Annotated in this window: 26 protein-coding genes; 19 read left to right on the top strand and 7 right to left on the bottom strand. The window is 44.7% G+C overall.

Annotation, left to right across the window (positions count from 1 at the left end; all coding sequences use genetic code 11):
* The first annotated feature begins 1 nt into the window (after position 1).
* Positions 2 to 325 carry a cytochrome c551 gene (cccB, locus tag QYB97_RS16920; RefSeq protein ID WP_301167197.1) on the top strand — a complete coding sequence of 108 codons (324 nt, stop codon included), beginning with the start codon at positions 2 to 4 and terminating at the stop codon, positions 323 to 325.
* A 165-nt stretch (positions 326 to 490) separates the two neighbouring features.
* Here the strand turns inward: cccB and cls are convergent, their stop codons facing one another.
* Complete coding sequence (gene cls / locus QYB97_RS16925; protein WP_301167251.1) at positions 491 to 1,939, bottom strand: cardiolipin synthase; 1,449 nt, start codon at positions 1,937 to 1,939, stop codon at positions 491 to 493.
* 390 nt (positions 1,940 to 2,329) lie between these two features.
* On the opposite strand from cls, the gene QYB97_RS16930 reads away from it, so the two are divergent.
* The 4 genes from QYB97_RS16930 to QYB97_RS16945 all read left to right on the top strand — a co-directional run bounded on the left by QYB97_RS16930 (position 2,330) and on the right by QYB97_RS16945 (position 6,565).
* Positions 2,330 to 3,538 (top strand): quaternary amine ABC transporter ATP-binding protein, encoded by a 1,209-nt coding sequence (locus QYB97_RS16930; protein WP_301167198.1) that lies wholly within the window; start codon positions 2,330 to 2,332, stop codon positions 3,536 to 3,538.
* Positions 3,535 to 5,277 carry a glycine betaine ABC transporter substrate-binding protein gene (locus QYB97_RS16935; RefSeq protein ID WP_301167199.1) on the top strand — a complete coding sequence of 581 codons (1,743 nt, stop codon included), beginning with the start codon at positions 3,535 to 3,537 and terminating at the stop codon, positions 5,275 to 5,277. The genes QYB97_RS16930 and QYB97_RS16935 overlap by 4 nt, the downstream gene beginning before the upstream one ends.
* A gap of 115 nt (positions 5,278 to 5,392) precedes the next feature.
* On the top strand, positions 5,393 to 5,617 hold the full coding sequence (locus QYB97_RS16940; RefSeq protein WP_301167200.1) for a YuzF family protein: 225 nt from the start codon (positions 5,393 to 5,395) through the stop codon (positions 5,615 to 5,617).
* Between the two features lie 57 nt (positions 5,618 to 5,674).
* Positions 5,675 to 6,565, top strand: a complete 891-nt coding sequence (locus tag QYB97_RS16945; RefSeq protein ID WP_289478206.1) for a manganese catalase family protein — start codon at positions 5,675 to 5,677, stop codon at positions 6,563 to 6,565.
* A gap of 36 nt (positions 6,566 to 6,601) precedes the next feature.
* On the opposite strand, the gene QYB97_RS16950 is transcribed toward QYB97_RS16945, so the two are convergent.
* The gene (locus QYB97_RS16950; RefSeq protein ID WP_301167201.1) at positions 6,602 to 7,531 is read right to left on the bottom strand and encodes a metal ABC transporter solute-binding protein, Zn/Mn family; all 930 of its coding nucleotides are present in this window, start codon (positions 7,529 to 7,531) and stop codon (positions 6,602 to 6,604) included.
* Between the two features lie 201 nt (positions 7,532 to 7,732).
* Here QYB97_RS16950 and rpsN point away from each other — a divergent pair, with 201 nt between their 5' ends.
* The gene (rpsN, locus tag QYB97_RS16955; protein WP_301167202.1) at positions 7,733 to 8,002 is read left to right on the top strand and encodes a 30S ribosomal protein S14; all 270 of its coding nucleotides are present in this window, start codon (positions 7,733 to 7,735) and stop codon (positions 8,000 to 8,002) included.
* A gap of 49 nt (positions 8,003 to 8,051) precedes the next feature.
* On the opposite strand, the gene QYB97_RS16960 is transcribed toward rpsN, so the two are convergent.
* Both QYB97_RS16960 and QYB97_RS16965 read right to left on the bottom strand, forming a co-directional pair.
* Positions 8,052 to 9,014 carry a TIGR03943 family putative permease subunit gene (locus QYB97_RS16960; protein WP_301167203.1) on the bottom strand — a complete coding sequence of 321 codons (963 nt, stop codon included), beginning with the start codon at positions 9,012 to 9,014 and terminating at the stop codon, positions 8,052 to 8,054.
* Between the two features lie 13 nt (positions 9,015 to 9,027).
* Positions 9,028 to 10,047, bottom strand: coding sequence for a permease (locus QYB97_RS16965; RefSeq protein WP_301167204.1), 1,020 nt, complete (start codon positions 10,045 to 10,047; stop codon positions 9,028 to 9,030).
* Between the two features lie 213 nt (positions 10,048 to 10,260).
* Here QYB97_RS16965 and QYB97_RS16970 point away from each other — a divergent pair, with 213 nt between their 5' ends.
* The 8 genes from QYB97_RS16970 to QYB97_RS17005 all read left to right on the top strand — a co-directional run bounded on the left by QYB97_RS16970 (position 10,261) and on the right by QYB97_RS17005 (position 17,686).
* Entirely contained in the window at positions 10,261 to 11,232 is a 972-nt protein-coding gene (locus QYB97_RS16970; RefSeq protein WP_301167205.1) for a CobW family GTP-binding protein, read from the top strand.
* Positions 11,233 to 11,304: 72 nt separating this feature from the next.
* Entirely contained in the window at positions 11,305 to 12,291 is a 987-nt protein-coding gene (locus QYB97_RS16975; RefSeq protein ID WP_301167206.1) for a Gfo/Idh/MocA family protein, read from the top strand.
* 155 nt (positions 12,292 to 12,446) lie between these two features.
* Positions 12,447 to 13,325 carry a UTP--glucose-1-phosphate uridylyltransferase GalU gene (gene galU / locus QYB97_RS16980; RefSeq protein ID WP_301167207.1) on the top strand — a complete coding sequence of 293 codons (879 nt, stop codon included), beginning with the start codon at positions 12,447 to 12,449 and terminating at the stop codon, positions 13,323 to 13,325.
* Positions 13,326 to 13,361: 36 nt separating this feature from the next.
* On the top strand, positions 13,362 to 15,077 hold the full coding sequence (locus QYB97_RS16985) for a DUF6044 family protein (RefSeq protein WP_301167208.1): 1,716 nt from the start codon (positions 13,362 to 13,364) through the stop codon (positions 15,075 to 15,077).
* Complete coding sequence (locus tag QYB97_RS16990; RefSeq protein ID WP_301167209.1) at positions 15,074 to 15,517, top strand: GtrA family protein; 444 nt, start codon at positions 15,074 to 15,076, stop codon at positions 15,515 to 15,517. Before QYB97_RS16985 ends, QYB97_RS16990 begins: the two co-directional genes overlap by 4 nt.
* Positions 15,518 to 15,675: 158 nt before the next feature.
* Positions 15,676 to 16,575 carry a cation diffusion facilitator family transporter gene (locus QYB97_RS16995; protein ID WP_301167252.1) on the top strand — a complete coding sequence of 300 codons (900 nt, stop codon included), beginning with the start codon at positions 15,676 to 15,678 and terminating at the stop codon, positions 16,573 to 16,575.
* Positions 16,576 to 16,658: 83 nt separating this feature from the next.
* Positions 16,659 to 16,946: a hypothetical protein gene (locus tag QYB97_RS17000; protein ID WP_301167210.1), complete on the top strand. Its 288-nt coding sequence runs from the start codon at positions 16,659 to 16,661 to the stop codon at positions 16,944 to 16,946.
* A gap of 323 nt (positions 16,947 to 17,269) precedes the next feature.
* Positions 17,270 to 17,686, top strand: a complete 417-nt coding sequence (locus tag QYB97_RS17005; protein ID WP_301167211.1) for an anti-sigma regulatory factor — start codon at positions 17,270 to 17,272, stop codon at positions 17,684 to 17,686.
* Positions 17,687 to 17,784: 98 nt separating this feature from the next.
* Here QYB97_RS17005 and QYB97_RS17010 read toward each other — a convergent pair whose 3' ends face one another.
* Together QYB97_RS17010 and QYB97_RS17015 are read right to left on the bottom strand one after the other, a co-directional pair.
* A complete protein-coding gene (locus tag QYB97_RS17010) occupies positions 17,785 to 17,931 on the bottom strand; it encodes a hypothetical protein (protein WP_301167212.1) in 147 nt (48 codons plus the stop codon).
* A 67-nt stretch (positions 17,932 to 17,998) separates the two neighbouring features.
* Positions 17,999 to 18,271: a hypothetical protein gene (locus tag QYB97_RS17015; protein ID WP_301167213.1), complete on the bottom strand. Its 273-nt coding sequence runs from the start codon at positions 18,269 to 18,271 to the stop codon at positions 17,999 to 18,001.
* Positions 18,272 to 18,732: 461 nt separating this feature from the next.
* Here QYB97_RS17015 and uvrB point away from each other — a divergent pair, with 461 nt between their 5' ends.
* On the top strand, positions 18,733 to 20,715 hold the full coding sequence (gene uvrB, locus QYB97_RS17020) for an excinuclease ABC subunit UvrB (protein ID WP_301167214.1): 1,983 nt from the start codon (positions 18,733 to 18,735) through the stop codon (positions 20,713 to 20,715).
* Positions 20,716 to 20,726: 11 nt separating this feature from the next.
* A complete protein-coding gene (gene uvrA, locus QYB97_RS17025) occupies positions 20,727 to 23,603 on the top strand; it encodes an excinuclease ABC subunit UvrA (RefSeq protein ID WP_425589817.1) in 2,877 nt (958 codons plus the stop codon).
* Positions 23,604 to 23,653: 50 nt separating this feature from the next.
* Here uvrA and QYB97_RS17030 read toward each other — a convergent pair whose 3' ends face one another.
* Positions 23,654 to 23,857: a TMEM199/VMA12 family protein gene (locus QYB97_RS17030; RefSeq protein WP_301167215.1), complete on the bottom strand. Its 204-nt coding sequence runs from the start codon at positions 23,855 to 23,857 to the stop codon at positions 23,654 to 23,656.
* A gap of 212 nt (positions 23,858 to 24,069) precedes the next feature.
* On the opposite strand from QYB97_RS17030, the gene QYB97_RS17035 reads away from it, so the two are divergent.
* The 3 genes from QYB97_RS17035 to QYB97_RS17045 all read left to right on the top strand — a co-directional run bounded on the left by QYB97_RS17035 (position 24,070) and on the right by QYB97_RS17045 (position 25,944).
* On the top strand, positions 24,070 to 24,372 hold the full coding sequence (locus tag QYB97_RS17035) for a hypothetical protein (RefSeq protein WP_301167216.1): 303 nt from the start codon (positions 24,070 to 24,072) through the stop codon (positions 24,370 to 24,372).
* Between the two features lie 99 nt (positions 24,373 to 24,471).
* On the top strand, positions 24,472 to 25,539 hold the full coding sequence (locus QYB97_RS17040) for a DUF4097 family beta strand repeat-containing protein (RefSeq protein WP_301167217.1): 1,068 nt from the start codon (positions 24,472 to 24,474) through the stop codon (positions 25,537 to 25,539).
* 30 nt (positions 25,540 to 25,569) lie between these two features.
* Positions 25,570 to 25,944, top strand: coding sequence for a phage holin family protein (locus tag QYB97_RS17045; protein ID WP_301167218.1), 375 nt, complete (start codon positions 25,570 to 25,572; stop codon positions 25,942 to 25,944).
* Positions 25,945 to 25,957: the final 13 nt, after the last annotated feature.

Genomic DNA, 25,957 nt, shown 5'->3' on the forward strand with positions numbered 1-25,957 from the left:
CATGAAAAAGAAACTCGCGATGTTCAGTTTGGCGATGCTTCTTCTCACCGCTTGCTCGTCCAACAATGCAGACGAAAAGAAGAAATATCACGAAGGACAAAATATGGAAGCCGCTGAGAGTGTGTATAAGCAAAACTGTGCATCTTGCCACGGTAACAATTTGGAAGGGGGAACAGGTCCGTCTCTAAAGAACATCGGAAATAAATATTCCGAAAAAGAGATCATGAGCGTCATTCTGAAAGGAAGAAACGGAATGCCTGCAGGGATATTAACCGGTGGAGACGCGAGGCTTGTTGCCAAGTGGCTGAAGAGTGAACACAAGTAAACAGAGATAAAAAACCGCTAGGCGGTTTACGTCGAGAAGCATCCAAAATAGAAAACCGCTAGGCGGTTTACGTCGAGAAGCATCCAAAATAGAAAACCGCTAGGCGGTTTACCGAAGAGAGAGACAGCTAGCAAAAAAACCGCCCTCAAGGCGGTTTTTTGTTTTCTACAATATCGGTGAAAGAAGCCGAGAGATGGATTCCCGGAACCGGATGGAGCGGGAGCGATTCTGGTATTCCTCCCATGTGAGTCTTCTGGAGAGTTTGACATCTTCCTGGAAAGAATGGATGAGCCGTTTGGCGACATCTTTATTATAGATAAAAGCATTAATCTCAAAATTCAGCTTAAGACTGCGGATATCGAAATTGGCCGTACCGACAGAGGAAATCTCATCATCGACTACGATGGATTTTGCATGGATAAAGCCGTTATCGTAAATAAAGACATTGGCTCCTGCCTTCAGCAAGCCGCCGATATTGGACAGCGAGGCCCAGTAGACAAAGAGATGATCGGGCTTGTTGGGAATCATAATATTCACGTTGACGCCCGAATGGCAGGCAATGCGCAGCGTGTCCAGCAGGCTGGCGTCAGGGATGAAATATGGGGTCTGTATGGTGATGGACTTTTTGGCCATCGAAATCATTTTGATATAGCCATCCTTGATCTGCGGCCACTCTGATTCTGGCCCGCTCGTGACAATCTGCATGCCTACGGTTCCCTTGGTTTCCTCCTTGGGATACAAAACCGGGTCATAATCAATATCGTGTCCATAGGATGCCTGGTTCCAGTCAAGAATGAAGCGGGTTTGCATGGAAAGAACCGCTTTCCCTTGAATTCTCAGATGGGTATCACGCCAATTTCCAAATCTCGGGCTGAGGCCGAGATACTCATCACCAATATTAAACCCGCCAACATACCCAATTTTCCCATCAATAATGACAATTTTACGATGATTGCGGTAGTTCATACGAAAGTTAATAAAAGCGAATTTACTTGGGAAAAAGACTTCCACTTCCCCGCCGGCTTTGCGAAGATCGGCAAAGAAGTTTTTGGGAAGAGTCCGTGATCCGAGCTCATCATAAAGAACTCTCACTTTTACTCCCTGCTTTGCTTTTTCAATAAGAGCATCACGTATTCTCCGGCCGAGATTGTCTTTTTTTATAATGTAATACTGAAGGTGAATATGGTTCTGAGCCTGATCAATATCACGAAGAAGGTTTTTAAACTTTTCTCCGCCTGTCGTATAAATATCAACGGCATTGTCGCTTGTAAATGGAGCTTCATTGTTTAGAAGCTGCATATAGATTAAATCCTGGCTCGACCGTTCTGGCTCGCTGCTGAATTCAAAGGATCCTTCCCGGATATGAGCCATCTGACTTTTTAACATCTTCTCAAGTCCCAGCTTCTTGCGGTCATCCCAATGGAAGAGCCGGTGCCTGTTCAAATTTTGTCCCAGCATAAGATACAGAAAGAAGCCGCCTAAAGGAATGAAGACAAGGACGAGGAGCCATGCCCAGGTGGAACTGGCATCTCTCCGTTCCTTAAAAACGATGATGGCGGCGAGCAATATATTCAAGATGGAAAAAAACATTAAAACGTAAGAAAAAATGTGCATTGAGAATATTTCCATAGTTTCTCCTTACCTGACAGGATCGGTGTAAAACCTAGATGTTTACCATATCATATTCCTCTGACATAGTCGTAATTCTTAGTATATAAATAAGAAAAAACTCCTTCTTTATCTCCTTCCATTATATATGAATCAGCATTATTTTCCATTTATATGGATAAAATGGTGTGCTGTAAAGGAGCATATCAGAGTATTTAGGAGGATGTCTTAAGATATGTAAGTATATTATGGCTAATCAAAGGCATTCCTAATAGCGACTGGTCTTATACTTCTATAACCTAGAATACATAATTTGGTGCAGTAAGGAAACTTCTATATAATAAAAAAGTTGCTGTTAACGCTGTCGTAAAATGTCGAAAATACAGAGGTGAAAGAATGGATGCAAAAGTAAGTGTAAGAAATGTAACGAAAATTTTCGGGAAATCTCCTAAAACAGCCGTACAGATGCTGAAAAAAGGACACTCCAAGAGAGAGATTCTTAAAGAGACAGGCAGTACGGTTGGTGTAAATAATGCGTCGTTTGATATCTATCCTGGTGAGATCTTCGTGGTCATGGGGCTGTCCGGAAGCGGTAAGTCAACCTTAATCCGAATGCTTAACCGGCTGATTGATCCATCAAGCGGTGAAATCTTGATCGATAATCAGGATATTGTCAAAATGCCGCCGGCTAAATTAAGAGAGGTCCGGCGAAAAAACATCTCCATGGTTTTCCAGAACTTCGCACTTTTCCCTCATAAAACCGTGCTTGAAAACACAGAATACGGCTTGGAAATTCAAAATGTTTCTGCTGCAGAGCGAAAAGAAAAGGCAATGAAATCTCTTGAAGTGGTTGGATTGAAAGGGTTTGAAAATCAGCTTCCATCCCAGCTGAGCGGAGGTATGCAGCAGCGGGTTGGACTGGCAAGAGCATTAGCTAGCGATACAGATATCCTTCTGATGGATGAAGCGTTCAGTGCACTTGACCCCCTGATCCGTAAAGATATGCAGGATGAGCTGCTTGAAATTCAGGACTCCATGCATAAAACGATTATTTTTATTACACACGATTTGGATGAAGCTCTTCGAATCGGCGACCGGATCGCCCTCATGAAGGATGGCAGCATTATTCAAATTGGAACGCCTGAAGAAATCATGATGAATCCTGCGAATGAATACGTTGAACGGTTTGTGGAAGATGTGGACTTATCACGTGTACTTACCGCTTCACATGTTATGAAACGCGCAGAGAAGATCTCGCCGGACAGAGGACCGCGGGTGGCACTCCAAATCATGAAGGACCAGGGATATTCCAGCATCTTTATCGTAGACCGCAAGCAGCGCCTGCTTGGAGCAGTAACTGCGGATGCGGCGTCAATGGCCGTGAAAGAAGGCAAAACGATTGAAGATGTGATGTATAAAGACGTATTAACAGTGACGGAGGAAACATTGCTTTCCGATTTGTTTGAACCCATGGCAAACACTCATATACCCCTTGCCGTCGTGGATGAAGAAAAACGGTTGAAAGGTATTATTATCCGGGGTGCGGTCATCGGGGCACTTGCCGGAAACCGTGATGGGCTGAACGGAAAGGAGGATGACGAATGAATTTTCCGAGAATCCCTTTAGCACTATGGATGGACCACTTGGTGGACTGGATTACGAGCACATTTGACCCGCTATTTAGTGCTGTTACAGGTTTTATTGAAGGGCTGCTTGATAATCTTGTTAAGCTGCTTGATATCGGTCCTCCTATTTTATTGATCCTGATTATTACTCTTTTCGCGCTCTATACGAGCAGGTGGGGTGTAGCCATTTTTTCTTTGATAGGATTATTGTTGATCGATAACCTGGGGTACTGGGATGCGACGGTTCAAACGATCGCACTCGTGCTCTCATCCGTCGTTCTGACGATTATCATCGGTATCCCGCTTGGAATCTGGGCATCCCAGAACGATACCGCGAAAAAAATCATTACTCCTATTTTGGACTTTATGCAGACGATGCCTGCATTTGTTTACTTGATTCCTTCGATCCTGTTTTTCGGAATCGGAGTCGTGCCTGGTATTCTGGCATCCGTTATTTTTGCGGTACCGCCTACGATCCGCCTGACGAACCTCGGGATCCGGGAAGTACCTGGCGACCTCATTGAAGCGTCGGAGGCATTTGGTTCAACGACGGGTCAAAAGCTGTTCAAAGTGCAGCTGCCACTGGCCGCTCCGACCATTTTAGCCGGGATCAACCAAAGCATTATGCTGGCGTTATCCATGGTGGTTATCGCTTCACTGGTAGGTGCACCAGGGCTGGGAGCCGAAGTGTACCGGGCAGTTACCCAGATTAAAGTAGGACAAGGTTTCGAGGCTGGTCTGTCCATCGTTATCATTGCGATTATTCTAGACCGTGTTTCACAAAACCTTCGTAAACCGCTTTTTGGTAACATCATCAGCAAGAAATGGGTATATTCCGTTCTCGCAGCAGTTCTTGTTATTGCTTATGGCATAACAGCATTCAGCCAGGCAGCCGGTACGAACCAAACAGGTTCTAAAAATGTCGGTGACCAGGTCAATTACGAAATTACAGGTATTGATCCTGGGGCTGGCTTAATGAAAGCCACTGAAAAAGCGATGAAGGATTATGGCTTGAAAAACGATTGGACGCTGAAAGAAGGTTCTTCTGCCGCGATGACCGCGGAATTGAAAAAGGCGTATGAAAAGAAAGAGCCAATTATCGTTACCGGCTGGACACCGCACTGGATGTTCAGTAAATATGATCTGAAGTATCTGAAGGATCCTAAAGGTTCGTTCGGTAAGGGTGAGTCCATCCATACACTGACACGTAAAGGATTTAAACAGGAGAATCCAGGCGCCAACAAAATTCTGGATCAGTTCTTCTGGAAATCATCCGATATGGAAGATGTGATGGTGAAAGTCCAGGATGGGGCAAAACCCGAAGATGCTGCAGAAGATTGGGTGAAATCACATAAAAAGCAAGTGGCAAAATGGACGAAGGGCGCACCAAAAGGCAACGGCAAACAAGTCAGCCTTGTCTATGTAGCCTGGGAGTCTGAAATTGCAAGTACGAATGTGATCGCCAAAGCACTTGAACAAGAAGGGTATAAAGTAAAACTTCAGCAAGTTGAGGCCGGCCCGATGTTTGCCGGAGTGGCAGGCGGAAGCGCTGATGCCATGGTTGCGGCCTGGCTGCCAACCACTCACAAGGATTATTATGATAAATACAAAGGCAAGTTTGAGGATCTTGGACCAAACCTTAAAGGTACAAAGCTTGGTCTGACGGTTCCGAAATATATGGATATCGATTCCATTGAAGATTTAAAAAAAGATAAGTAATGAAATGAATTGAGGACAGCCGCTCCAGGCTGTCCTTTTTTTAGATAGACTATTGTATCCATCCTGCTAATAAATATATATAGCAAAACGTAAAAGCAGTGATGGGGAGGTCAGCATGAATAACATCAACTGGGTGGTCAGTGATCCCTATGTGTTTCAAACCCTTCAGACGGTAGTTGGAAAGTCCATTGTGGTTCAAACGGAAAGGGGTTCTGTCCGGGGAACGCTTAAACAGGTGCTGCCGGATCACATTGTGGTGGAATCAGGAGGCAATTCGTTTTATATCCGAACCCAGCAAATCATCTGGGTGGTTCCAAACCCGCAGCTCGTTCCGGAGTAACGTCGCCGGATAATTCGTAATGGGGTATTAAGCGGAATATTGCGGAGGTGGAGCACCATGATGAAGCGGGTCAATAAACTGGCGATTGAGCTTCCAAGGCCGGAGCATGGGGACATGAACGGGGCGGCTGCCGTTCAGGAGCTGCTGGGCGGCAAGTTTGGGGAAATGTCGACCCTCAATAATTACATGTATCAATCGTTCAATTTTCGCGGAAAGAAAAAGTTTAAACCGTTTTATGATCTGGTAGCAAGCATCACAGCTGAGGAATTTGGCCATGTGGAGCTTGTGGCAAATGCCATTAATTTGTTATCATTCGGCAACACTTTTCCGGGCGACCCGGATATGACTCCTTTACAGAATGGAAAGGACGCACGCTATTCCCTGCACTTTACAACGACCGCGCAGGCGGCCTATCCGGGGGACGGAATGGGCCGTCCCTGGAACGGGGAATACGTCACAAACTCCGGAAATCTGGTGGCAGACCTGCTTCATAACTACCTGCTCGAAATTGGAGCACGCACCCACAAAATGAGGGTCTATGAAATGACGGATCATCCTACAGCTCGGACAATGATCGGCTACCTCCTCGTCCGGGGGGGAACGCATATCATTGCTTACGCAAAAGCGATTGAAGTGGCGACCGGTGTAGAGGTAGGAAAGATGCTTCCAGTTCCGAGCCTCGATAACAACAAGTTTGACTATGCAAAACCCTTTATGGACCAGGGACTCTATAATGTGCTTTATACATGGGGTGAACCGGAGTACCGGGACATCAGCAAAATCTGGAAAGGGAAGAACCCTGAAACCGGGCAGCAGTTAACGGTGATTGACGGCATGCCGGAAGGGGGAAAGGTGCCGGATTTTGAGGAACTGCCCGAAGAGTTTGCCCCTGGCATTGACCGGGACGATTACCAGCGGATTTTAAAGCGTCTCATGTCCAATTTATAAACGGAAGAACCCTGGCAAAGCTGCCAGGGTTCTTTTTTATTGAAGAGCTTTCTTTAAAATGTCCAGATTGCCTTCCATCAGGCTGATATAATCTTTACCGCTGTCTTTTTTGGCCGGTGATTCAAGGTTGTGAAACGACAGAGCTTCGGCGCCGACTTCGGATTTCACCGTATCTGCTACGCGCGGTTTCACGTTGTCCTCGAACAGAACATAGTTAATATCATGTGTTTTGGACAGCTCGATAATGGATTGCAGCTGCTTTTGTGTCGGTTCATTGGAAGGGGAAAGACCGGATATCGGAATTTGCTTTAACCCGTATCTTATTTCCCAATAACCGTATGCTGCATGGGAAACGAGTATCTCTTTTTTAGGACTGTTTTGTATCGTTGTTTTGTAATTTTCATCAAGCTTCATGAGCTCTGATTTTAATTCTGTAAAGTTCTTTTCATACTCATTTTTATGCTTAGGATCCTTTTTTACAAGAGCATTCTTGATGTTTTCAGCCATTTTTACAGAATGCACCGGATCGATGAAAACATGCGGATCGATATCGCCATGGTGGTGATCATGATCACTCTCTTCGCCTTCTGCGTGTTCTGTTTCAAGCTTTATTCCTTGTGTAGCTTTGATTACAGTGGTTTTATCCTGATCAAGCGTATCAATGGCTTTATCAGCAAACCCCTCTAAACCAGCGCCATTATAGATAAACAAATCCCCATCTGACAGTTCGGACATTGTTTGTATGGTTGGTTCGTAATCGTGGGGCTCCACACCCGCGGGAACCACATTCTTTACAGTGACATATTTCCCCCCGATTTTACTTGCAAAATCTTTTAGGGGAAAGATGGTTGTATTGACCGTTAATTTATTAGAATCTTCATTCGAACTTGTTTCCTTTTGTCCGGAACAGGCAGCAAGCAGGAATGAGAAAATGGATAACACCGCAATAAGTTTAAGATATTTCATTGATAATCAGCCTCTCCGTAAAATCTCTTTTCAAAATATATCGTAATCGTTACGATTTGTAAAGTGTTTAATCAAATAACTCCTTCCAAAGCACAAGGAATAACCAGTAGTAAAGCAGTTTTTTTGACAAGGTTGTGCAAGGAGAGTTAAAATTTAAAACGAAATTGTTACGATTTATAGCAGCAAGGAGGATTAATATACATGGCAAAAAAAGCAATGGTTGAACGGGAAGTAAAACGGCAGGCCATCGTAGACCGGTACGCCGAAAAAAGAGCTGAACTAAAAGCAAGCGGAGATTATGAAGGCTTAAGAAAACTCCCCAGAAATGCCAGCCCGACGCGGCTTCATAACCGCTGTAAGGTAACGGGACGGCCGCGGGGCGTCATCCGCAAGTTTGAAATGTCCAGAATTGTTTTCCGGGAACTTGCTCATAAAGGTCAAATTCCAGGTGTGAAAAAATCAAGCTGGTAACATACAAGCAAGCATTCTTTCCGTAACAGGGAAGAATGCTTTTTTTTTATCAATTTGCGGTCAGGCTGCCGACACTGGGATAGACATAGGGTTCTTTCGGTTCATCGATTTTTTTCAGCTTGCTGATAGTAATGATCAGTACGTTTTGCTTTTTATAGGTTGTTTTATCGAGCGTTCCGGATACGGTAACCCAAGTATCATTTTTTATGGAAGTTAAGGCTTCCCCCTTCATCAGGGTTCCATAAACCGCAGCATCAGCACTGCAGCAATTCATCGCAAATCTGGCCGCAACTCCTTGGCTCTTTGGAAAACCGGGTTCCCTGTAAACGAAACCTGTCATCTTAATCTGTTTTCCTGTAAATGGATCGGGCTGCATATCAAATACGCCCATAATATCAAGAAAGTTTTCCGACGTCACGGTTATTGTTTTTTGGCGTTGAAGAAACTTGGAGGTCTTCCGATAATAAGAGCTGATTTCTTGTGGTTCTTCCTGCGGCTCATTGGCTGCTCGTTCCTCCATTTTCTTGATATAGCCTTCGGGGTCCTTTAGGTATTCATCTGCGTCAATTTCCTTTTCTTCTGCTTGACTGTTTTCAGCCGATTTTTCCCCGTTGTCAGGTTTGCTGTAAAGCCCGCTGCCGAATTTCACCCCTCTTTTTTGAGCCACCGAGCTGTCCAGTGCCTTTTCAGGGATCATAAAGCCGGCAAGCACGGGAAGGACAAAGAGCAGGTATATAAGGAATTGACTGATAGGGGACCCTTTCGGCCGGTGATCTGTACCGCAATCACAATTTAATTCTTCCTCCTGGCTCTTGGATGTACTTCTAAAAAACTGGACCGTACCAAGGAGGGCGAACACGCCAACACCGAAGTAGGTGAACATTCTCATTTTGGGGGCGATGTAGTAACTCAGCTTTCCGCTGGCAATAAAGGCAAACAACAGCAGCATGAAGCCAAACAGAATAATCCCCCGTATGTAGATGTGAAATCCCCAATCATGATCTTTTCTCAATTCGATTCCCCCCTTATACAAAATGGCTCAATATCAGAACCGATCCAAAAACGAGTACAGTAATTAAGGTGATAAAGACCATCACAAATTTGGACTTGAAATAGGCAAAAAGCATAATGGCATTTTTCACATCGAGCATTGGGCCGAATACAAGGAAAGCAATGAGAGATGTTTTGGAAAAAGTTCCGTTAAAAGAAGCAGCGATAAAGGCATCGGCTTCAGAGCAAACGGATAGCAGGAAGGCCAGTCCCATCATAATTCCGGTTGAACGGATTTCATCGTTTCCAATGGACAGAAGAAACTCACGGTCGAGCAACGTTTGAAAGAGGCTTGCGAGAAAGGCTCCAATAATTATATATTTGCCAGTATCAAAAAACTCATCTGACGCATGATAAAGCGTTTGTTTCAACCTGTTCATTTTTGGCTTTACAGTGCTGTCTTCACGCCTGCTCACCATCTCTTCTTTGCTCCATTTTAACTGGTCACTGTTGCGGAACAATATCCAGATAAATAATCCAGTCACAATGGCAACGAGAATCCCCAGCCCCATCCTGGAATAAAGTATGGTCAGATCGTTCCTGAAGGCATAATACGTTGAAAGAATCACAACCGGGTTTACAATCGGTGCGGCCGCCAAAAAAACAAATCCAATGTGAAGCGGCATTCCTTTTTTAATGAGTCTTCTTACCACAGGGACAATAGCACATTCGCAAATAGGGGCAAGAAGACCGAACAATGCTGCAGGAAGCACGGCAAGAACAGGGTTTTTTGGAAGATATTTTTGAAGTGACTCCTCAGAAACGAAGGTTTGAATGAGTGCCGAGACGAATACTCCCAGCAGGATAAAAGGAATAGCCTCAATAAGGATACTGAGAAAAATCGTATTCACGTGAACAATTGTTCCGGGAAGATCCTTCATAACAGGTCCTGTTTTGATTTGTTCCATAAAAAAGAAGGCGGTTAAAAACATGAACAATAAACCAAATCCAATTAACTCTTTTCGGAACACACCTATATTTTTGTTTACCTGCATTCTGTTAGACTCCTTTTTTCAACAGTTATGGTTGACATGGTTTTCCTCCTTTAAAACGTAATGTTTACGATTTAAATCCTATCATAAACTCTTTGAAAGTAAAGGGCTATTAAGGGAGGTGACACAATTACTCTGGCAGGCTGTTCCTTTTTCGTGTTAAGATAAACCATAATGATTACGATTTATACAAGGTATTAAGGGAGGAATCAGAAGATGACAACCTATAAAAAAATTCCAACATACATATTAAGCGGATTCCTGGGATCGGGAAAAACGACGGTATTGCTGAAAATGCTTGCCGATTTTAAAGCAAGAGGACTTAAGCCGGGGATCGTATTAAATGAACTGGGGCAAGTCAACGTGGAAGGACATCTGTTCAAGGGTGAAAAAATGCTGGAAATGCTGGATGGCTGCATCTGCTGTACGATCCAGGATGACCTGCGGGAGGAGCTGCAGTTCTTTTTACAGGATGAAAACGGGGTGGATGTTCTCCTGATTGAGGGAACAGGTGTGGCGAATCCAAAGGAAATCCTGGAAGCGCTGGCTGATCCGCGGCTTGAGGATGGCTTTGAAACCCAATCGGTCATCAGTTTGGCGGATGCCAGCAAATTTCTGGACTATCGAAGCATTTTTTCCAGTTCAAGAGAAATACGGGAGATGCTGAACGACCAGATGAGCAGCGCAACACTGATTCTTTTAAACAAAATGGACCTGATTCAGGAAAAGAATAAAGAAAAAATCTATAAAAAAATGAGAAAGCTAATAAAAGGCGATGTGGAAATCATGGAGACAGTGTATGGTGATGTTCCTCTTGATGAGCTGCTAAAAAAGCGGATGAGCACGGTTTCTGTCTCTTTGGGAAAAAGGGAGACGGATGACCATCACCATCATCACCAGCATCCATTTAAAGCAGTTAAACTCGAAAACATTCCGGCCGTGGAACGGATCCGGTTTGAAAAGTGGCTGAAAAAACTGCCGGAAAGTGTGCTCCGGGCAAAGGGGATGATGCAGCTTGCTTCTCCCAGCGGACTCTATCAATTTCAATTTGCCTCAAAAGAAGTAGAAATGGAACGGATGGAAGATCAGGAATGCGCAACATGTCTCATTCTAATCGGCTACAATATGCCGGTTGATGAGCTCCGCGTCTCTTTTCAAAAGGAAGTTCTGCAAATCATGCATGCCTGACGGATCTTACCGGAACAAAGCGGGTATGTGATAAACTGGCTGTTGACCAGTGAATTGAAGGAGGATACATAAGTGATACGTTTTGGTGTAATCGGTACAAACTGGATTACCGATGCCTTTTTGAAGGCAGCAGGTGATCTTGGAGAGTTTAAGCTGAATGCCGTCTATTCCCGGACAGAGGATAAAGGCAGGGAATTCGCAGAAAAATATGGTGTTAAAACGGTTTTTACGGATCTTGGCGAATTTGCTTCATCCGATTTATTCGATGCAGTTTATTTGGCAAGCCCGAACTCGTTTCATGCCAAGCAGGTGATCGAGTTAATGAATCATGGCAAGCATGTGCTTTGCGAAAAGCCGCTGGCATCCAACGCCCCTGAAATTAAGGAAATGACAGAAGCGGCCAAGGCGAACAACGTAGTTATGATGGAAGCGATGAAATCAACGCTTCTTCCCGGCTTCAAAGCCATCAGGGATCATCTTTCCGAGATTGAAACCGTCAGGAGATATGTGGGCAACTACTGCCAGTATTCCTCCCGTTATGATGCGTACAAGGAAGGAAATATCCTTAATGCGTTCAAACCTGAATTCTCAAATGGGGCACTGATGGATCTGGGCACATACTGCATCTACCCAATGGTGGTGCTGTTTGGCCGGCCAAAGTCAGTGAAAGCCAGCGGAATCAAACTGGAAACCGGTGTAGACGGTGAGGGCAGCATTTTGCTGACCTATGACATGATGGAAGCGGTCATTACGTATTCAAAAATCACCGATTCCTCTCTTCCTTCCGAGATCCAGGGCGAAAAGGGAAGCATTGTCATTGACCGGATCCACACTCCTGAAAAGATCGAGCTGCGGTACAGATGGGGAGAGGTCCGTGATATCTCAGCCTCGCTGGAGCACGAACCCATGTATTATGAAACGAAGGAATTCATCTCCTTGATTCAGGAGGGAAAACTGGAATCGGAGATCAACTCCCACGATAATTCACTTGCTGTCATGGAGATTATGGACGAGGTCCGCAGCCAGCTGGGCGTTGTCTATCCGAATGACCGTAAATAATAGAAAGATTGCTGCCCGAATGATAATTGGGCAGTTTTTTTTGAGTTGTGCCTCTTTACGATTTTTTTAAGAATGATTAAGTTGTTTTTGGGTATTCATTTATAATAGAGAAAAAGGTGGAATACAAGGGAAATTTATAGCTAAGGAGAGATGAGATGACGAAGAGAGTAAAGAAAGCGATCATACCGGCAGCAGGTTTGGGTACCCGGTTCTTGCCGGCGACAAAAGCCATGCCGAAAGAAATGCTTCCCATCGTGGATAAACCAACCATTCAATATATCGTGGAAGAGGCCATCAATTCCGGCATTGAGGATATCATCATCGTTACGGGAAAAGGGAAACGGGCCATCGAGGACCACTTTGATTACTCGTTTGATCTGGAGCATAGCTTATTTTCTTCGGGAAAGGTCAAGCTGCTGGAGGAAGTGCAGCGTTCTTCAGAAATGGCTGATATCCATTACATCCGGCAAAAACATCCGAAAGGGCTCGGCCATGCCGTTTGGAGCGCAAGGAAGTTTATCGGTGATGAGCCTTTTGCCGTATTGCTCGGGGATGACATTGTCCAGGCTGAAACTCCCTGTATCCGCCAGATGATGGAACAATTTGAACGCACGGAATCATCCGTGATTGGTGTGAAGCCGGTTCCAGACGAGGAGACCAGCCGCTATGGAATTGTAGAAACCAGCTCGAAGTCCGGGCGTTTATATGAGGTAGCGAACTTTGTGGAGAAGCCGCCTAAGGGTGAAGCGCCTTCGAACCTCGCCATCATGGGGCGTTATATTCTTACGCCTGAAATTTTTTCTTTTCTCGAAAATCAGGAAGCAGGGGCGGGCGGAGAAATCCAGCTGACCGATGCGATCCAAAAACTGAATCAGGTGCAGCACGTATATGCCTATGAGTTTGAAGGGAATAGATATGATGTGGGAGATAAGCTTGGTTTCATTACAACTTCAGTTGAGTTCGCTCTTCAAAATGAAGAACTTCGTGAACCTCTGCTCCACTATTTAAAAGAAAAAGTATTGAATTTGCCTTGAATTAGCACCTGAGAATAAAATGTGAGGAGTTACAAGATGGCTAAGTTCTGGTCAGATCTTCATCCTGAAAAAAAACATCTGTTACTGGCATGGGCCCTTCTTATTCTTTTTTTGTCGCCTCCTTTTATTCTTGGTGAGGATGCACACATCAGGGTACATGATAATATGGATTCCAATATTGCCTGGTATAAGGTGCTGAAAGAAAGCGGCCAGTTATTCGGCCCGATGGACAGTGTCGTGCCCCAGATTATTAATGGCCTGCCGCGCAACGCTTTTGGCACAGAGTTCAGCCTGATTCAATGGCTGCACAATTGGTTTCCATCGATGACCGCCTATGCTCTGAGCCAGGCGGTCACACGGGTTTTTGCTTTTCTTGGCATGTACCTGCTTTTGAAAAAGCACATCCTGCCTGAAAAGAAGGCCTATCCCGTTACAATTTGGGTATCAGCTGCTTTTGCACTTACACCGTTCTGGCCCTCAGGCATGCTCAGCACGCTCGGCCAGCCCCTTGCCTTATGGGCTTTTTTGACAATCAGGAAGCATAAGGATACGTGGAAGGAATGGCTCACTCTTATTCTTCTTCCTTTGTACTCCAGTTTTGTTCTTGGCTTTTTCTTTTTTCTCAGTGCATTGGGTCTGTTCTGGCTTTGGGAACTGATCACAAAAAAGCGTTGGAACTTGCGTTTTCTGGGAAGTATTGTGCTGATGACAGCTCTTTATCTTCTGGTTGAATACAGGCTTGTTTATTCACTGGTTGTTCCGGAGGCACCGACCAGCAGGGATGAATTCCAGATTTCTACCCTGACGTTTCTTGAATCCATGCAGCTCGTGTTCAAAAACTTCCTTTTGGGACATACCCATGTCATGACGGTACATACAGTTGTCATTTTACCTGTGTTGTTTATAGCGCTGTATAAGTCCTGGAGCAAAAGAAACGATGAAAAACAGGTAAAGCTCTTTCAGCTTTTATTTTTACTTAATGTGATCTTGTCCGTTTGGTATGCGTTCTGGTTTTACACAGGCTGGATTCCGGTCAAAGAGAACATTCACTTTCTCGCTACATTTAACTTTGCAAGGTATCACTTCCTGCGTCCGCTTGTCATTTATGTGCTTTTTGCACTGGGCATATGGATACTTTGGAAGAAAGAGAAGTGGCGCAAGTGGGCCCGAGCCTGTTTGGTGCTGCAGATTGTGGTTTTGTGTTTTTTTAATGAGGAAATTTATTACCGCTTCTGGCAAACTCCTTCGTTTAAACAATTTTATGCCGAGAAGCAATTCCAGCAAATTGAAAGCTATATTGGAAAGCCGCAATCGTCATATCGTGTGGCCAGTTTGGGCATTCATCCCGCGATTGCCCAGTACAATGGTTTTTACACGCTGGATACGTACAATAACTATTATCCGCTGTCCTATAAACACGAGTTTCGAAAAATGATACATAAGGAATTAGAAAAGAGCCCTCGTCTTGCCGCTTATTATGACGATTGGGGAAATCGCTGCTACATATTTTCGGCCGAGCTCGGCAAGCGTTATAACTACACGAAAAGCTCCAAAAAGACGGTGAAGCATCTGCAGCTTGATACGAAAGTTTTTACCCGTATGGGCGGGGAATACATTTTTTCAGCCGTACCGATTGTCAATGCAAAGGAAAATAACCTTGAATTCAAAAAGAAGTTTACCCAGCGTGACTCAGCATGGACCATTTACCTTTACCGTGCAGCCGCTGCTCCAGCCGATAAGGGGAAGAAATGAAAAACGAAACAGGTGGAACGTGGATGAATCATTCATTTGTACGGTTCTTAATGGTAGGTGTCATTAATACATTAGTTGGTTTGGGAGCAATCTATTTTCTGCTTCATGGTACAGATGCCACGTATTGGGTGGCGACATTTTTCGGTAATACGGTGGGTGCGTGTGTTAGCTACATCTTAAACAGGGTATTTACATTTAAAAGCAAGTCTCCCGTCAAAGGCAGTATTATCCGGTTTGCCGCAGTCATCCTGGCTTGTTATGTGATCGCCTATTACGCGGCGATCCGTTGGGCAGAATGGAGCATCCATGCCATTCTGCCCGAATATGGGCACGTTGCGGATGATGCAGCGGTTTTGATTGGCACAGGACTATATACGGTTTTGAATTATGCAGGACAAAGATGGCTGGTGTTTACCACGGAAAAAAGTGTTGATTTATGAAGTTGAAAAGTATATCATTATAAAACTGGTTTTTATGACTAAAGGAATGATGGATATGATGACTTCAAACTTTAAATTGACCGGCCAATCCTAAACCGCATGCGGTTTGGGATTTTTTTTTCCTAAGGGAAACATTATTTTAGGAGGGGAACATGGAAATCGTACACGAAAGGGAGAAGATTGGAAAAAGGGTGGCATGGCTTGCGCTGGTCAGCAACTGTCTATTAACCATAGGGAAGGTTGCAGTGGGGCTGATGGCCGGAAGTGAGTCAGTGTTTGCCGACGGAATACATTCGGCTGCGGACATTGTGGCTTCTATCGCGGTTCTTGCTGTAGTCGGCATCTCCAATAAGCCGCCTGATGAGGATCATCCGTTCGGGCATGGGAAAGCTGAAGTCCTGAGCGAAGGCTTTGTTGGCATTATTTTATTTCTTGTAAGCATTTATATTGTCGTAGAAGGAGTTCTTGGTTTTTTGGGCAAGCCCGAAGCTCCTGAATACATTGCATTGGCAGCAGCCCTGTTTTCCTATATTGCGAAGCATCTTCTGTACCGCAATTCAATGAAACTTGGAGAAAAGTATAACAGCAAAGCGATCATAGCGATTGCTTTTGACCATAAAGCGGATATTGTGGCTTCTCTGGCCGCTTTTATCGGAGTCATTCTTTCCATTATCGGCGACAAATACAATGTGCACTATCTGCTCTACGGAGATGCGGCTGCAAGCTTGATCGTGGCTTTTCTCATCCTGAAAATTTCTTTGAAGCTGCTGGGCTCGTCGATTGATATCCTCATGGACAAAAATATTGAGAAGCCGGTTCTTTCTCAATATCGAAAAGTGGTTATGGAATTCCCTGATATAAAGCGAATCGACCGTATGAGAGCCAGAACACACGGGCATTACATTATTTTGGATTTACGCATATCGGTTAATTTCGATTTGAGCATTAAAGAAGGGCATGACATCGCCAGAAATTTAAGAGATGAACTTCAAACAAGGTTTCCGGACATATCAGAAGTCTTTATTCATATCAATCCATACTTTCCTGATAAAGAGTGACTGAGGGCATGAGCTCAGTCACTCTTGTTTATGCTGAAGAAAAACGGGAATAAGTTTTGCATAAGAATAAGGAGGAGATTCAAATGAAAACGATTAATGTTCAGTTTGAATATACGGCAGATGCATCTGGAACGTTTGATAAAGACCTTCGCAGTAAATTAAATGATAATCTAAACAGTTTAGGACTTAAAGTGGTATCCATTGCAGACTTTGGATCCTCCAAGGATAACCTGCCGAGCTCGGAATCCGGTAAAGCAAGAGCCGACGCTTCAGGAAATCAGGTCGACATTATCCCTGATGACAATACATCCGCGGGAGGCCAGTCAACCCCTGATGAACAGCTGCCAGGGCATGAAAATTCGGGAAAATAGAAACAAAGTCTAAAGCCTCTCCTCTTCGGATGGGGCTTTTTTTGATTCAAGAGACCAGAAGCAAAAGAATAAACAGGGATTTGAAGGATATTTGAGAAAAATGTCGAAATAAGCAGTTAACAGAGATGAACCCTCCAATAGTAGTAATATATCCTCAAATAAAAACAAATTTGTTGAAATAAAAAGGAATAATACTTAAATTGTTGAAAGGTATGTGGAGTAATGTTTTGTGTTGCATACTTTTTATTCATATAAATAAATCCCATATCCCGTGCCAATTGGAAGTAAGCCCTACCAATAATCCAGGAATAGAGGTGCTTACCGTGAACTATCACCAGGTTACGGTTGAAATAAAACGTGAATTCGATATTTCCATCGCCCGGCAGGAGGGAAAGGAGCTGGCAAGAGAGATCGGTTTTGGTGCAGTTGATCAAGTAAGAATTAAGACAGTAATATCCGAACTTGCCAGGAATATCTATCTTTATGCCGGAGAAGGAAGAATCATAGTAGAAGCGATCAGGGAAAACCATCGTGCTGGTATCCGGGTTTCAGCTGTAGACCGTGGGCCAGGCATTGAAGACATCAGTCTGGCGCTGCAATCAGGTTATACCAGTTCCGGAGGATTGGGGGCAGGACTGCCGGGTGTCCAGAAATTAATGGATTTCTTGAATGTCCATACCATGCTGGAAGTAGGAACCGAAATTACTGCCATCAAATGGTGTGCACAGAGAGTAAATTAGCAGCCGTCAATTCCTTATAAAAAAAGGGATGGGCGGCTGATTTTTGTTCTTCATTTTGATCATGGCGTATGGAGATAAAAGAAAAACACCCGTCCTCATTACCGAAGGCGGGTGATATTTTTTGATTTTACTTTTTTTGATTGAAAAAGGGTTCGGTTCATAAAAGACAGCTTCCGGGCATTACCCTTGTAATGAATAATCTCCAAGAGCTGATTCAATGCTTTTAACTGATCAGTTTCGTTCATGCGCAAGCGCCTCCTTCTCCACACACTATATGGAAAAGTGACGGCTGTTATGTTAAGTATGAAAGAATCAGGTTAAGTATTTCTTCTGGGTGACGGTATTAAGCAAAATGTATTGCCCTTCTTTTAATACTTCCGCATACAATTTGGCTTCACTTTCCGATACGCCGATAGTCACAAGCTTTTGCAGAATATTTGTTGGGGCCGGCAGGTTTTTTTGAGGCTCAGAGGGGTTGACGATGATCATGTGTTCTGTTTTCATGCCATCTTTTTTAAGTAACTTAAGTTTACTGAGTACTTTATTTTCTGAAGGATAAATACCAATAACCCTGCGAGTATTCATGGAAAAACCTCCTGTTTAATTGTTAAATAGCAAAACGAAAAGGGAATATTCTGTAAATTCCCTGTCTAACTGGCTTCAAAACTCTTTTTTAAAACTTTTTTTATTTTTACGTTTGAACAAAAGACAATGGGGGTATTAGAGCTTTGAAGCAACTCACCCCCCTTTAATGCCAAAGCCTTAAGGTTTTGGTTTTTTTTTGATCTGTATTACATTAAAGGTCTGCCTTTTGGGTTTTACACAGGCAGGCATTTTTTTTTTGCACTTTTGAGCGAATTCCTTTAAAAAAAGGTAAAACAGTAGCATACTACTATACGTTCTTCCATGCATGAGAGAGGAAGTTCTCTTTTTCAATTCTTAATTCCCATTATTTAACGCACGAATATTTGTTCGTAAAAATTAGAATTTCACAGGTTTGCTGTGTTATAATCTTATTAGCAAAATTTAGGACGGAGGTTATGAATGTGAGCGAAACATTTGAGCTCGTATCTTCTTATAAACCTCAAGGAGACCAGCCTGAGGCAATACGTAAGCTAGTGAACGGGATTAATGAGAAGAAGGAAAAAATGACGCTTCTTGGTGCTACCGGTACAGGTAAGACGTTTACGGTATCCAATGTCATCAAGGAAGTTAATAAACCGACTCTGGTCATTGCCCACAACAAAACGCTTGCCGGGCAGCTCTACAGCGAATTCAAGGAATTTTTTCCGAATAACGCTGTTGAATACTTTGTAAGTTACTACGATTATTATCAGCCGGAAGCTTACATTCCGCAGTCTGATACATTTATAGAAAAAGATGCGAGCATTAACGATGAAATCGACAAGCTGAGGCATAGTGCCACATCTTCATTATTTGAACGAAAAGATGTTATTATCGTATCCAGCGTGTCCTGCATCTATGGCCTCGGGTCCCCTGAAGAATACAAAAGCATGGTCATCTCGCTTCGTACCGGAATGGAACGTGACCGTGATCAGCTCCTGAGGGATTTGGTGGATATTCAGTACAGCCGCAATGATATTAATTTCACCCGCGGTACTTTTCGTGTGCGCGGAGATGTTGTGGAAATCTTCCCTGCTTCCCGTGACGAACGCTGCCTGCGCGTTGAGTTTTTCGGTGATGAGATCGACCGGATTACAGAGGTTGATGCCCTCACAGGCGAAATTGTCGGCGAACGCAACCACGTGGCCATTTTCCCTGCATCCCACTTCGTTACCCGGGAAGAAAAAATGAAGCTGGCCATCCAGCGGATTGAAGCGGAGCTTGAAGAGCGGCTGAAGGAATTGAATGACGCCGGCAAGCTGCTTGAAGCCCAGCGTCTGGAACAGCGTACCCGCTATGATATTGAGATGATGAGTGAAATGGGCTTTTGCTCAGGGATTGAAAACTATTCACTTCATCTGACATTGCGCCCCATTGGATCCACTCCATACACACTTCTAGATTATTTTCCCGATGATTCAATGATCGTGATCGATGAGTCGCATGTGACATTGCCGCAGATCCGCGGAATGTACAATGGTGACCAGGCACGTAAAAATGTACTTGTAGAACACGGATTCCGCCTGCCTTCAGCAAAAGACAACCGGCCGTTGACCTTTGATGAATTTGAAGGAAAGGATAAGTTCCAGCATATTTATGTTTCTGCAACACCAGGCCCATATGAAGAGGAGCATGCTCCTGATCCTATCCAGCAGATCATCCGGCCTACCGGATTGCTTGATCCAACCATTGAAATCCGTAAGAGCAAAGGACAGATTGACGATCTTCTTGGTGAGATCCACGACCGTGTCGCCAAAAATGAACGGGTGCTCGTGACCACGCTCACCAAAAAAATGTCTGAAGATCTGACTGATTACCTGCAGGAAATGGGTATAAAGGTAAGATACCTCCATTCTGAGATTAAAACGCTCGAGAGGATCGAGATCATCCGGGATTTGAGGCTGGGTGTGTTTGATGTGCTTGTAGGGATTAACCTTCTCAGGGAAGGACTTGATATCCCTGAGGTTTCTCTCGTTACAATTCTTGATGCGGATAAGGAAGGGTTCCTTCGTTCCGAGCGCTCACTGATCCAGACGATCGGCCGTGCGGCACGTAACAGCAACGGACATGTCATTATGTATGCGGACAAGATCACCAGGTCGATGGAGATCGCAATTGGTGAGACACAGCGCCGGCGTAATGTGCAGATTCAGTACAACGAGGAGCATGGAATTACGCCTCAAACGATTAAAAAAGCGGTTCACGATGCCATCCGTGCCACTCAGGCGGCAGAGGAATCCGAAGAGTATACAACGAAGGCACCAAAGCAGAAGATGAGCAAAAAAGATCGCGAGGCCTTCATCAAGCGTATGGAAGCGGAAATGAAGGATGCCGCAAGAAATCTGCAGTTTGAACGTGCAGCAGAGCTTCGCGATTTGATACTTGAGCTAAAAGCTGAAGGGTGAGGTGATAACAAGTGTCGACGAATCAAAATATTACGGTTAAGGGTGCACGCGCCCATAACCTGAAAAACATAGATATTACAATCCCACGTGACAAGCTCGTCGTTCTGACAGGCCTGTCGGGATCGGGGAAATCCTCGCTTGCTTTCGATACTATTTATGCCGAGGGGCAGCGCCGCTATGTCGAGTCCCTCTCGGCCTACGCGAGGCAGTTTCTCGGGCAGATGGATAAGCCGGATGTTGACTCCATTGAAGGACTTTCTCCGGCCATATCCATCGACCAGAAAACAACCAGTAAAAACCCCCGTTCCACAGTTGGGACGGTAACAGAGATTTACGATTATTTACGCCTCCTGTTTGCAAGGGTCGGACGGCCGGTCTGTCCGAATCATGGAATTGAAATCACGTCACAGACCATCGAGCAGATGGTTGACCGCATTCTCGAATATCCAGAGCGGACCAAGCTTCAAATTTTGGCTCCGGTTATTTCCGGACGAAAAGGGGAGCATGTCAAAGTTCTTGAGGATATCAAGAAGCAGGGCTATGTGCGTGTGCGGGTGGACGGCGAGCTTATGGATGTCAGCGAAGACATCAAGCTGGAGAAGAATAAGAAGCATTCCATCGATGTGGTTATCGACCGTATCGTAGTGAAGGAAGGAATCGCCACCCGTCTGGCAGATTCGCTTGAGACCGCATTAAATTTGGCGGGCGGCACGGTAACAGTGGATATCATGGGGGAAGAAGAGCTGTTGTTCTCTCAAAACCATGCTTGTCCGTATTGCGGATTCTCCATTGGCGAACTTGAGCCAAGGTTATTTTCCTTCAACAGCCCATTCGGTGCGTGCCCGTCATGCGACGGACTCGGAATGAAACTGGAGGTTGATCCGGAACTCGTTATTCCGGACTGGGATTTAACCCTGAATGAAAATGCCATTGCACCATGGACGCCTGTCAGTTCACAATACTATCCGCAGCTTCTGAAAAGTGTGTGCAATCACTTTGGCATTGACATGGATGTTCCCGTAAAGAACCTGCCGAAAGACCAGCTGGATAAAATTTTATATGGCAGTAATACGGATCGCATTCGCTTCCGCTATAAAAATGATTTCGGGCAGGTTAAAACGAGCGATATCTACTTTGAGGGAGTGCTTTCGAACGTAGAACGCCGTTACAAAGAAACAGGATCGGACTACATCCGGGAGCAAATGGAAGGCTACATGGGCCAAAAAGCATGTCCGGCATGCAAGGGATACCGTTTGAAAAAAGAAGCGCTGGCTGTGTTGATCAACGGACAGCATATAGGTGAAGCAACGGCGCTGTCCGTAACCGAAGCCAAAGAATTTTTCGACAACCTGGATCTTACCAACAAAGAGCGCGCGATCGCCCGTCTCATTCTTCGTGAGATTGTTGACCGGATCGGATTCCTCGTAAATGTCGGACTCGATTATCTGTCTCTGAACCGTGCGGCCGGAACCTTGTCCGGCGGTGAGGCCCAAAGGATTCGTCTGGCCACACAGGTTGGTTCAAGGCTGATGGGCGTACTATACATTCTTGATGAACCATCCATCGGACTTCACCAGCGGGACAATGACCGGCTGATTCGTACGCTTGAAGAAATGAGGAGCCTTGGAAACACGCTGATTGTTGTCGAGCATGATGAGGACACGATGCTGGCGGCTGATTATGTGATTGATATCGGCCCCGGGGCGGGTGCTCACGGCGGAACAATTACCGCACAAGGTTCACCGAATGAAATTATGGATAATCCCGACTCCCTGACCGGACAGTATTTGTCAGGCAAACGGTTTATTCCGCTGCCGTCCCAAAGAAGGAAGCCGGACGGACGGAACATTGAAATTGTGGGAGCTACCGAAAATAACCTTAAAAACGTTAAAGTGAAAATTCCATTGGGGCTCTTTACCGGAGTAACCGGGGTTTCCGGCTCAGGTAAAAGTACGCTCGTCAATGAAATCCTTCATAAGGCACTCGCCCAGAAGCTTCATAAAGCGAAAGTAAAGCCGGGGCAGCATAAGGAAATCAAGGGGCTTGAGCACATTGACAAAGTCATAGATATCGACCAGTCCCCGATCGGGCGGACTCCCCGTTCCAATCCGGCAACATATACCGGTGTGTTCGATGACATCCGGGATGTATTTGCCTCTTCCAATGAAGCAAAGGTCCGGGGCTATAAAAAAGGCCGGTTCAGCTTCAACGTAAAAGGCGGACGCTGTGAAGCCTGCCGCGGAGATGGAATCATTAAAATCGAGATGCATTTCCTTCCGGACGTGTATGTGCCATGTGAAGTATGCCACGGAAAACGCTATAACCGCGAAACGCTGGAAGTGAAATACAAAGGGAAAAATATTGCGGATATTCTGGATATGACAGTGGAAGAAGGGGTGGATTTCTTCACCAACATTCCAAAGATTAACCGCAAGCTGTCGACCATTCTGGATGTTGGCTTAGGATACATCAAGCTTGGCCAGTCTGCGACCACCCTATCCGGTGGAGAGGCACAGCGGGTGAAGCTTGCTTCCCAGCTTCACAAGCGTGCAACGGGTAAAACCATCTATATCCTTGATGAGCCGACAACGGGACTGCACGTAGATGACATTTCACGTTTGCTTAAAGTGCTTCAGCGCCTTGTGGATAACGGAGATTCGGTTGTTGTTATCGAGCACAACCTGGATGTTATCAAACAATGTGACTACTTGATTGATCTTGGGCCTGAAGGCGGGGACAAAGGCGGAAGCCTGGTAGGTGCAGGAACGCCTGAAAAGCTTGCCGGGATTGCCGAATCCCATACCGGCCGTTATTTGGCTCCTATTTTGAAACGGGATAAAAACAGGATGGAAGCATTGCTGAAACAAAAAGAATCGGTTACAAAATAAGTCAAGAACAAAAAAAGAAGAGCCTGCGAGAAAATCATCGCAGAGCTCTTCTATTTTTTTAGAAATAGTAATAGCTTGTATATAAGAAAGTTGATGAAAAGGACGATCAAACTGCCGACCAGGGCAGCCAGAATCCGTTCACCAGCAGAATAGCCGGCTCCTGTGTCGGAAAACGCACTGTATACGATCCCTGCCACCATAAGCACGGTTAAAAATATTGTAAAAGATTTGATTCCTTTTTTGGTTGAAAACATGTTATCCTCCATTAAGATTTCCCTTTTTTGCTTGGGGGAGCCGTATCCCTAAAATCATGGGCCGGCTGAAAATAAATATCCTCTTCTAAGATAGCTTATAATAAGGGAAAAAAACAAATACTCAACGTATTTTTAAAGGATGTCTTTTTCTTTGGTAGAATTACAAAGGTGAATCCTTTTCATTGCACCAGTATACCAGGAGGAAATGCAGCATGAGCTCAAATTTAAATCGTATTTTGTCATCTCTTTGTTATTTCAGCATGTTTTTTGCCCCGTTTTTGTTTCCGGTAGTCATTTACTTAGCCGTGCAGGACCAAGCCGTGATGAGACATGCGAAGCGGTCTTTTCTCTCACAGCTATTTCCGGTCATCACTATTCCGTTAAGCATTATTATTGTGGCTGAGACCGAATTCAGCATGACCTCCATTGTGGTGTGCGCTGTCCTTTTTGGACTGGGATCACTGGCAGTTATGGCATGGAATATTGTTCAGGGAATAAAAGTCTTAAAAGCATAAATTGGTTGTGCGGTATCCACCGACCGGAACAGAAAAGAATCCTGCATCCAAGAAACAGCCGGCGCCGGTTTTTAAACTTTGAAGGAGGCGTCAAGTGATATGGAAGAGCGAAAAATGATTTTAAACATGCTTAGCGAAGGCAAAATATCAGCGGAGGAAGCTGAAAAGCTATTGCTTGCGGTTAATCATAAAAAAACGTTTGCGCTGCCTTCGGCGACATTGAGCAAAAAAAACAAAGACCATAAAAAAGTACCTTCCAAAGGGTTTAAAGTAGGGAAATTCTTCAACCGGGTGGTTAAGCGGATCAAGACGGCAGATTTTGACCTGAACTTTGGGCCACATGAGGAAGTCCATTATATTTTTGAAGACCGGCATGTGATGTTTGAAGACATTGATATAGAAATTTATAATGGTTCTATCACTCTTGTTCCATGGGAACGGAACGATGTCCAAATCGAATGCGAAGCGGAAGTCTATAAAATTCCGGAAGGGACAGCGGCAAAAACGAAATTCCGTAATGAAACCTTCTATGACTGCGATGCGACACGGCTTCGGTTTTACTCCAGAAATAAACACCAGAAAGTGAACGCGGTCATCTCCGTACCCAAAAAGCACTACCACGAAATAAAGGGTGTGACATTCAATGGCGGGATTAAGGCGAGTGATTGCCAGAGCCGCCAGATGGAGTTGAAATCCACCATCGGGTCCCTGTTCGTCAGCCGGTGCAGCGGCGATAAATTAAAAGCCGAAGCTTCAAATGGAAGCATAACGCTAAAAGAAAGCAAGTGGAAAGACATCATTGCTGAAACAATGAACGGCCCTGTCCGGCTCAACGGAGAAGCAGAGCAGATCAGGATTGAGACCATCAACGGCTCGATCTATTACCGTTTAGACACACCAGCTTCGGGGTATGCATCTTTAAAAACAGTGACGGGTAAAATAGAAGCAGAATTACCAGGATCTCTCGAAGTTGAGGCAAGCCTGAAAACCTATGTTGGCGGGCTTGTCAGTGACTTTGACGGGATGGAAGTTTTGGAGCAAAAAAAAGAAGTTACGAAGAAGTTTCTCCGTTTTATTGCAAATAAGGGAAGTGAACCGGCCTACCGGATGGAAGCAGAAGCAAAGACAGGCTCCATTGCTTTACTCAAGGCGAAAGAGGAAGGCTGATTACTCCCAAAAGAAAGTGAAGTGCAGCACATGTTTACGAATTGGATCGTCTCATTGCTTGTTAACACCGTTGTTCTTATGGTGGTAGCCGGCTATTATGAACCGTTCAGGCTGGAGGGGGCTGGCGCTGCTCTGTTGGCCAGCATTATTCTTTCGGTCTTCAATCTCTTCATCAAGCCCGTTCTAGTTTTATTGACACTCCCTGTAACGGTCCTGTCTTTCGGGCTGTTTCTGATTGTCATCAATGCGGTTCTTTTGATGCTGACGGCTGAAGTGATGGGCTCGAGCTTTGAAATTGATGGATTTGGAGCAGCTTTCCTGGCGGCCATTATCATTTCAATATTGAATTTGCTCATCCAAAACTTCATTATTGAACCGATGCAAAGAAGGAAGCGTTCCAGCTAGGGGCGCTTCTTTT

Origin of the sequence: Fictibacillus fluitans (genome assembly GCF_030418125.1) — a bacterium.
Lineage (GTDB): Bacteria > Bacillota > Bacilli > Bacillales > Fictibacillaceae > Fictibacillus_C > Fictibacillus_C fluitans.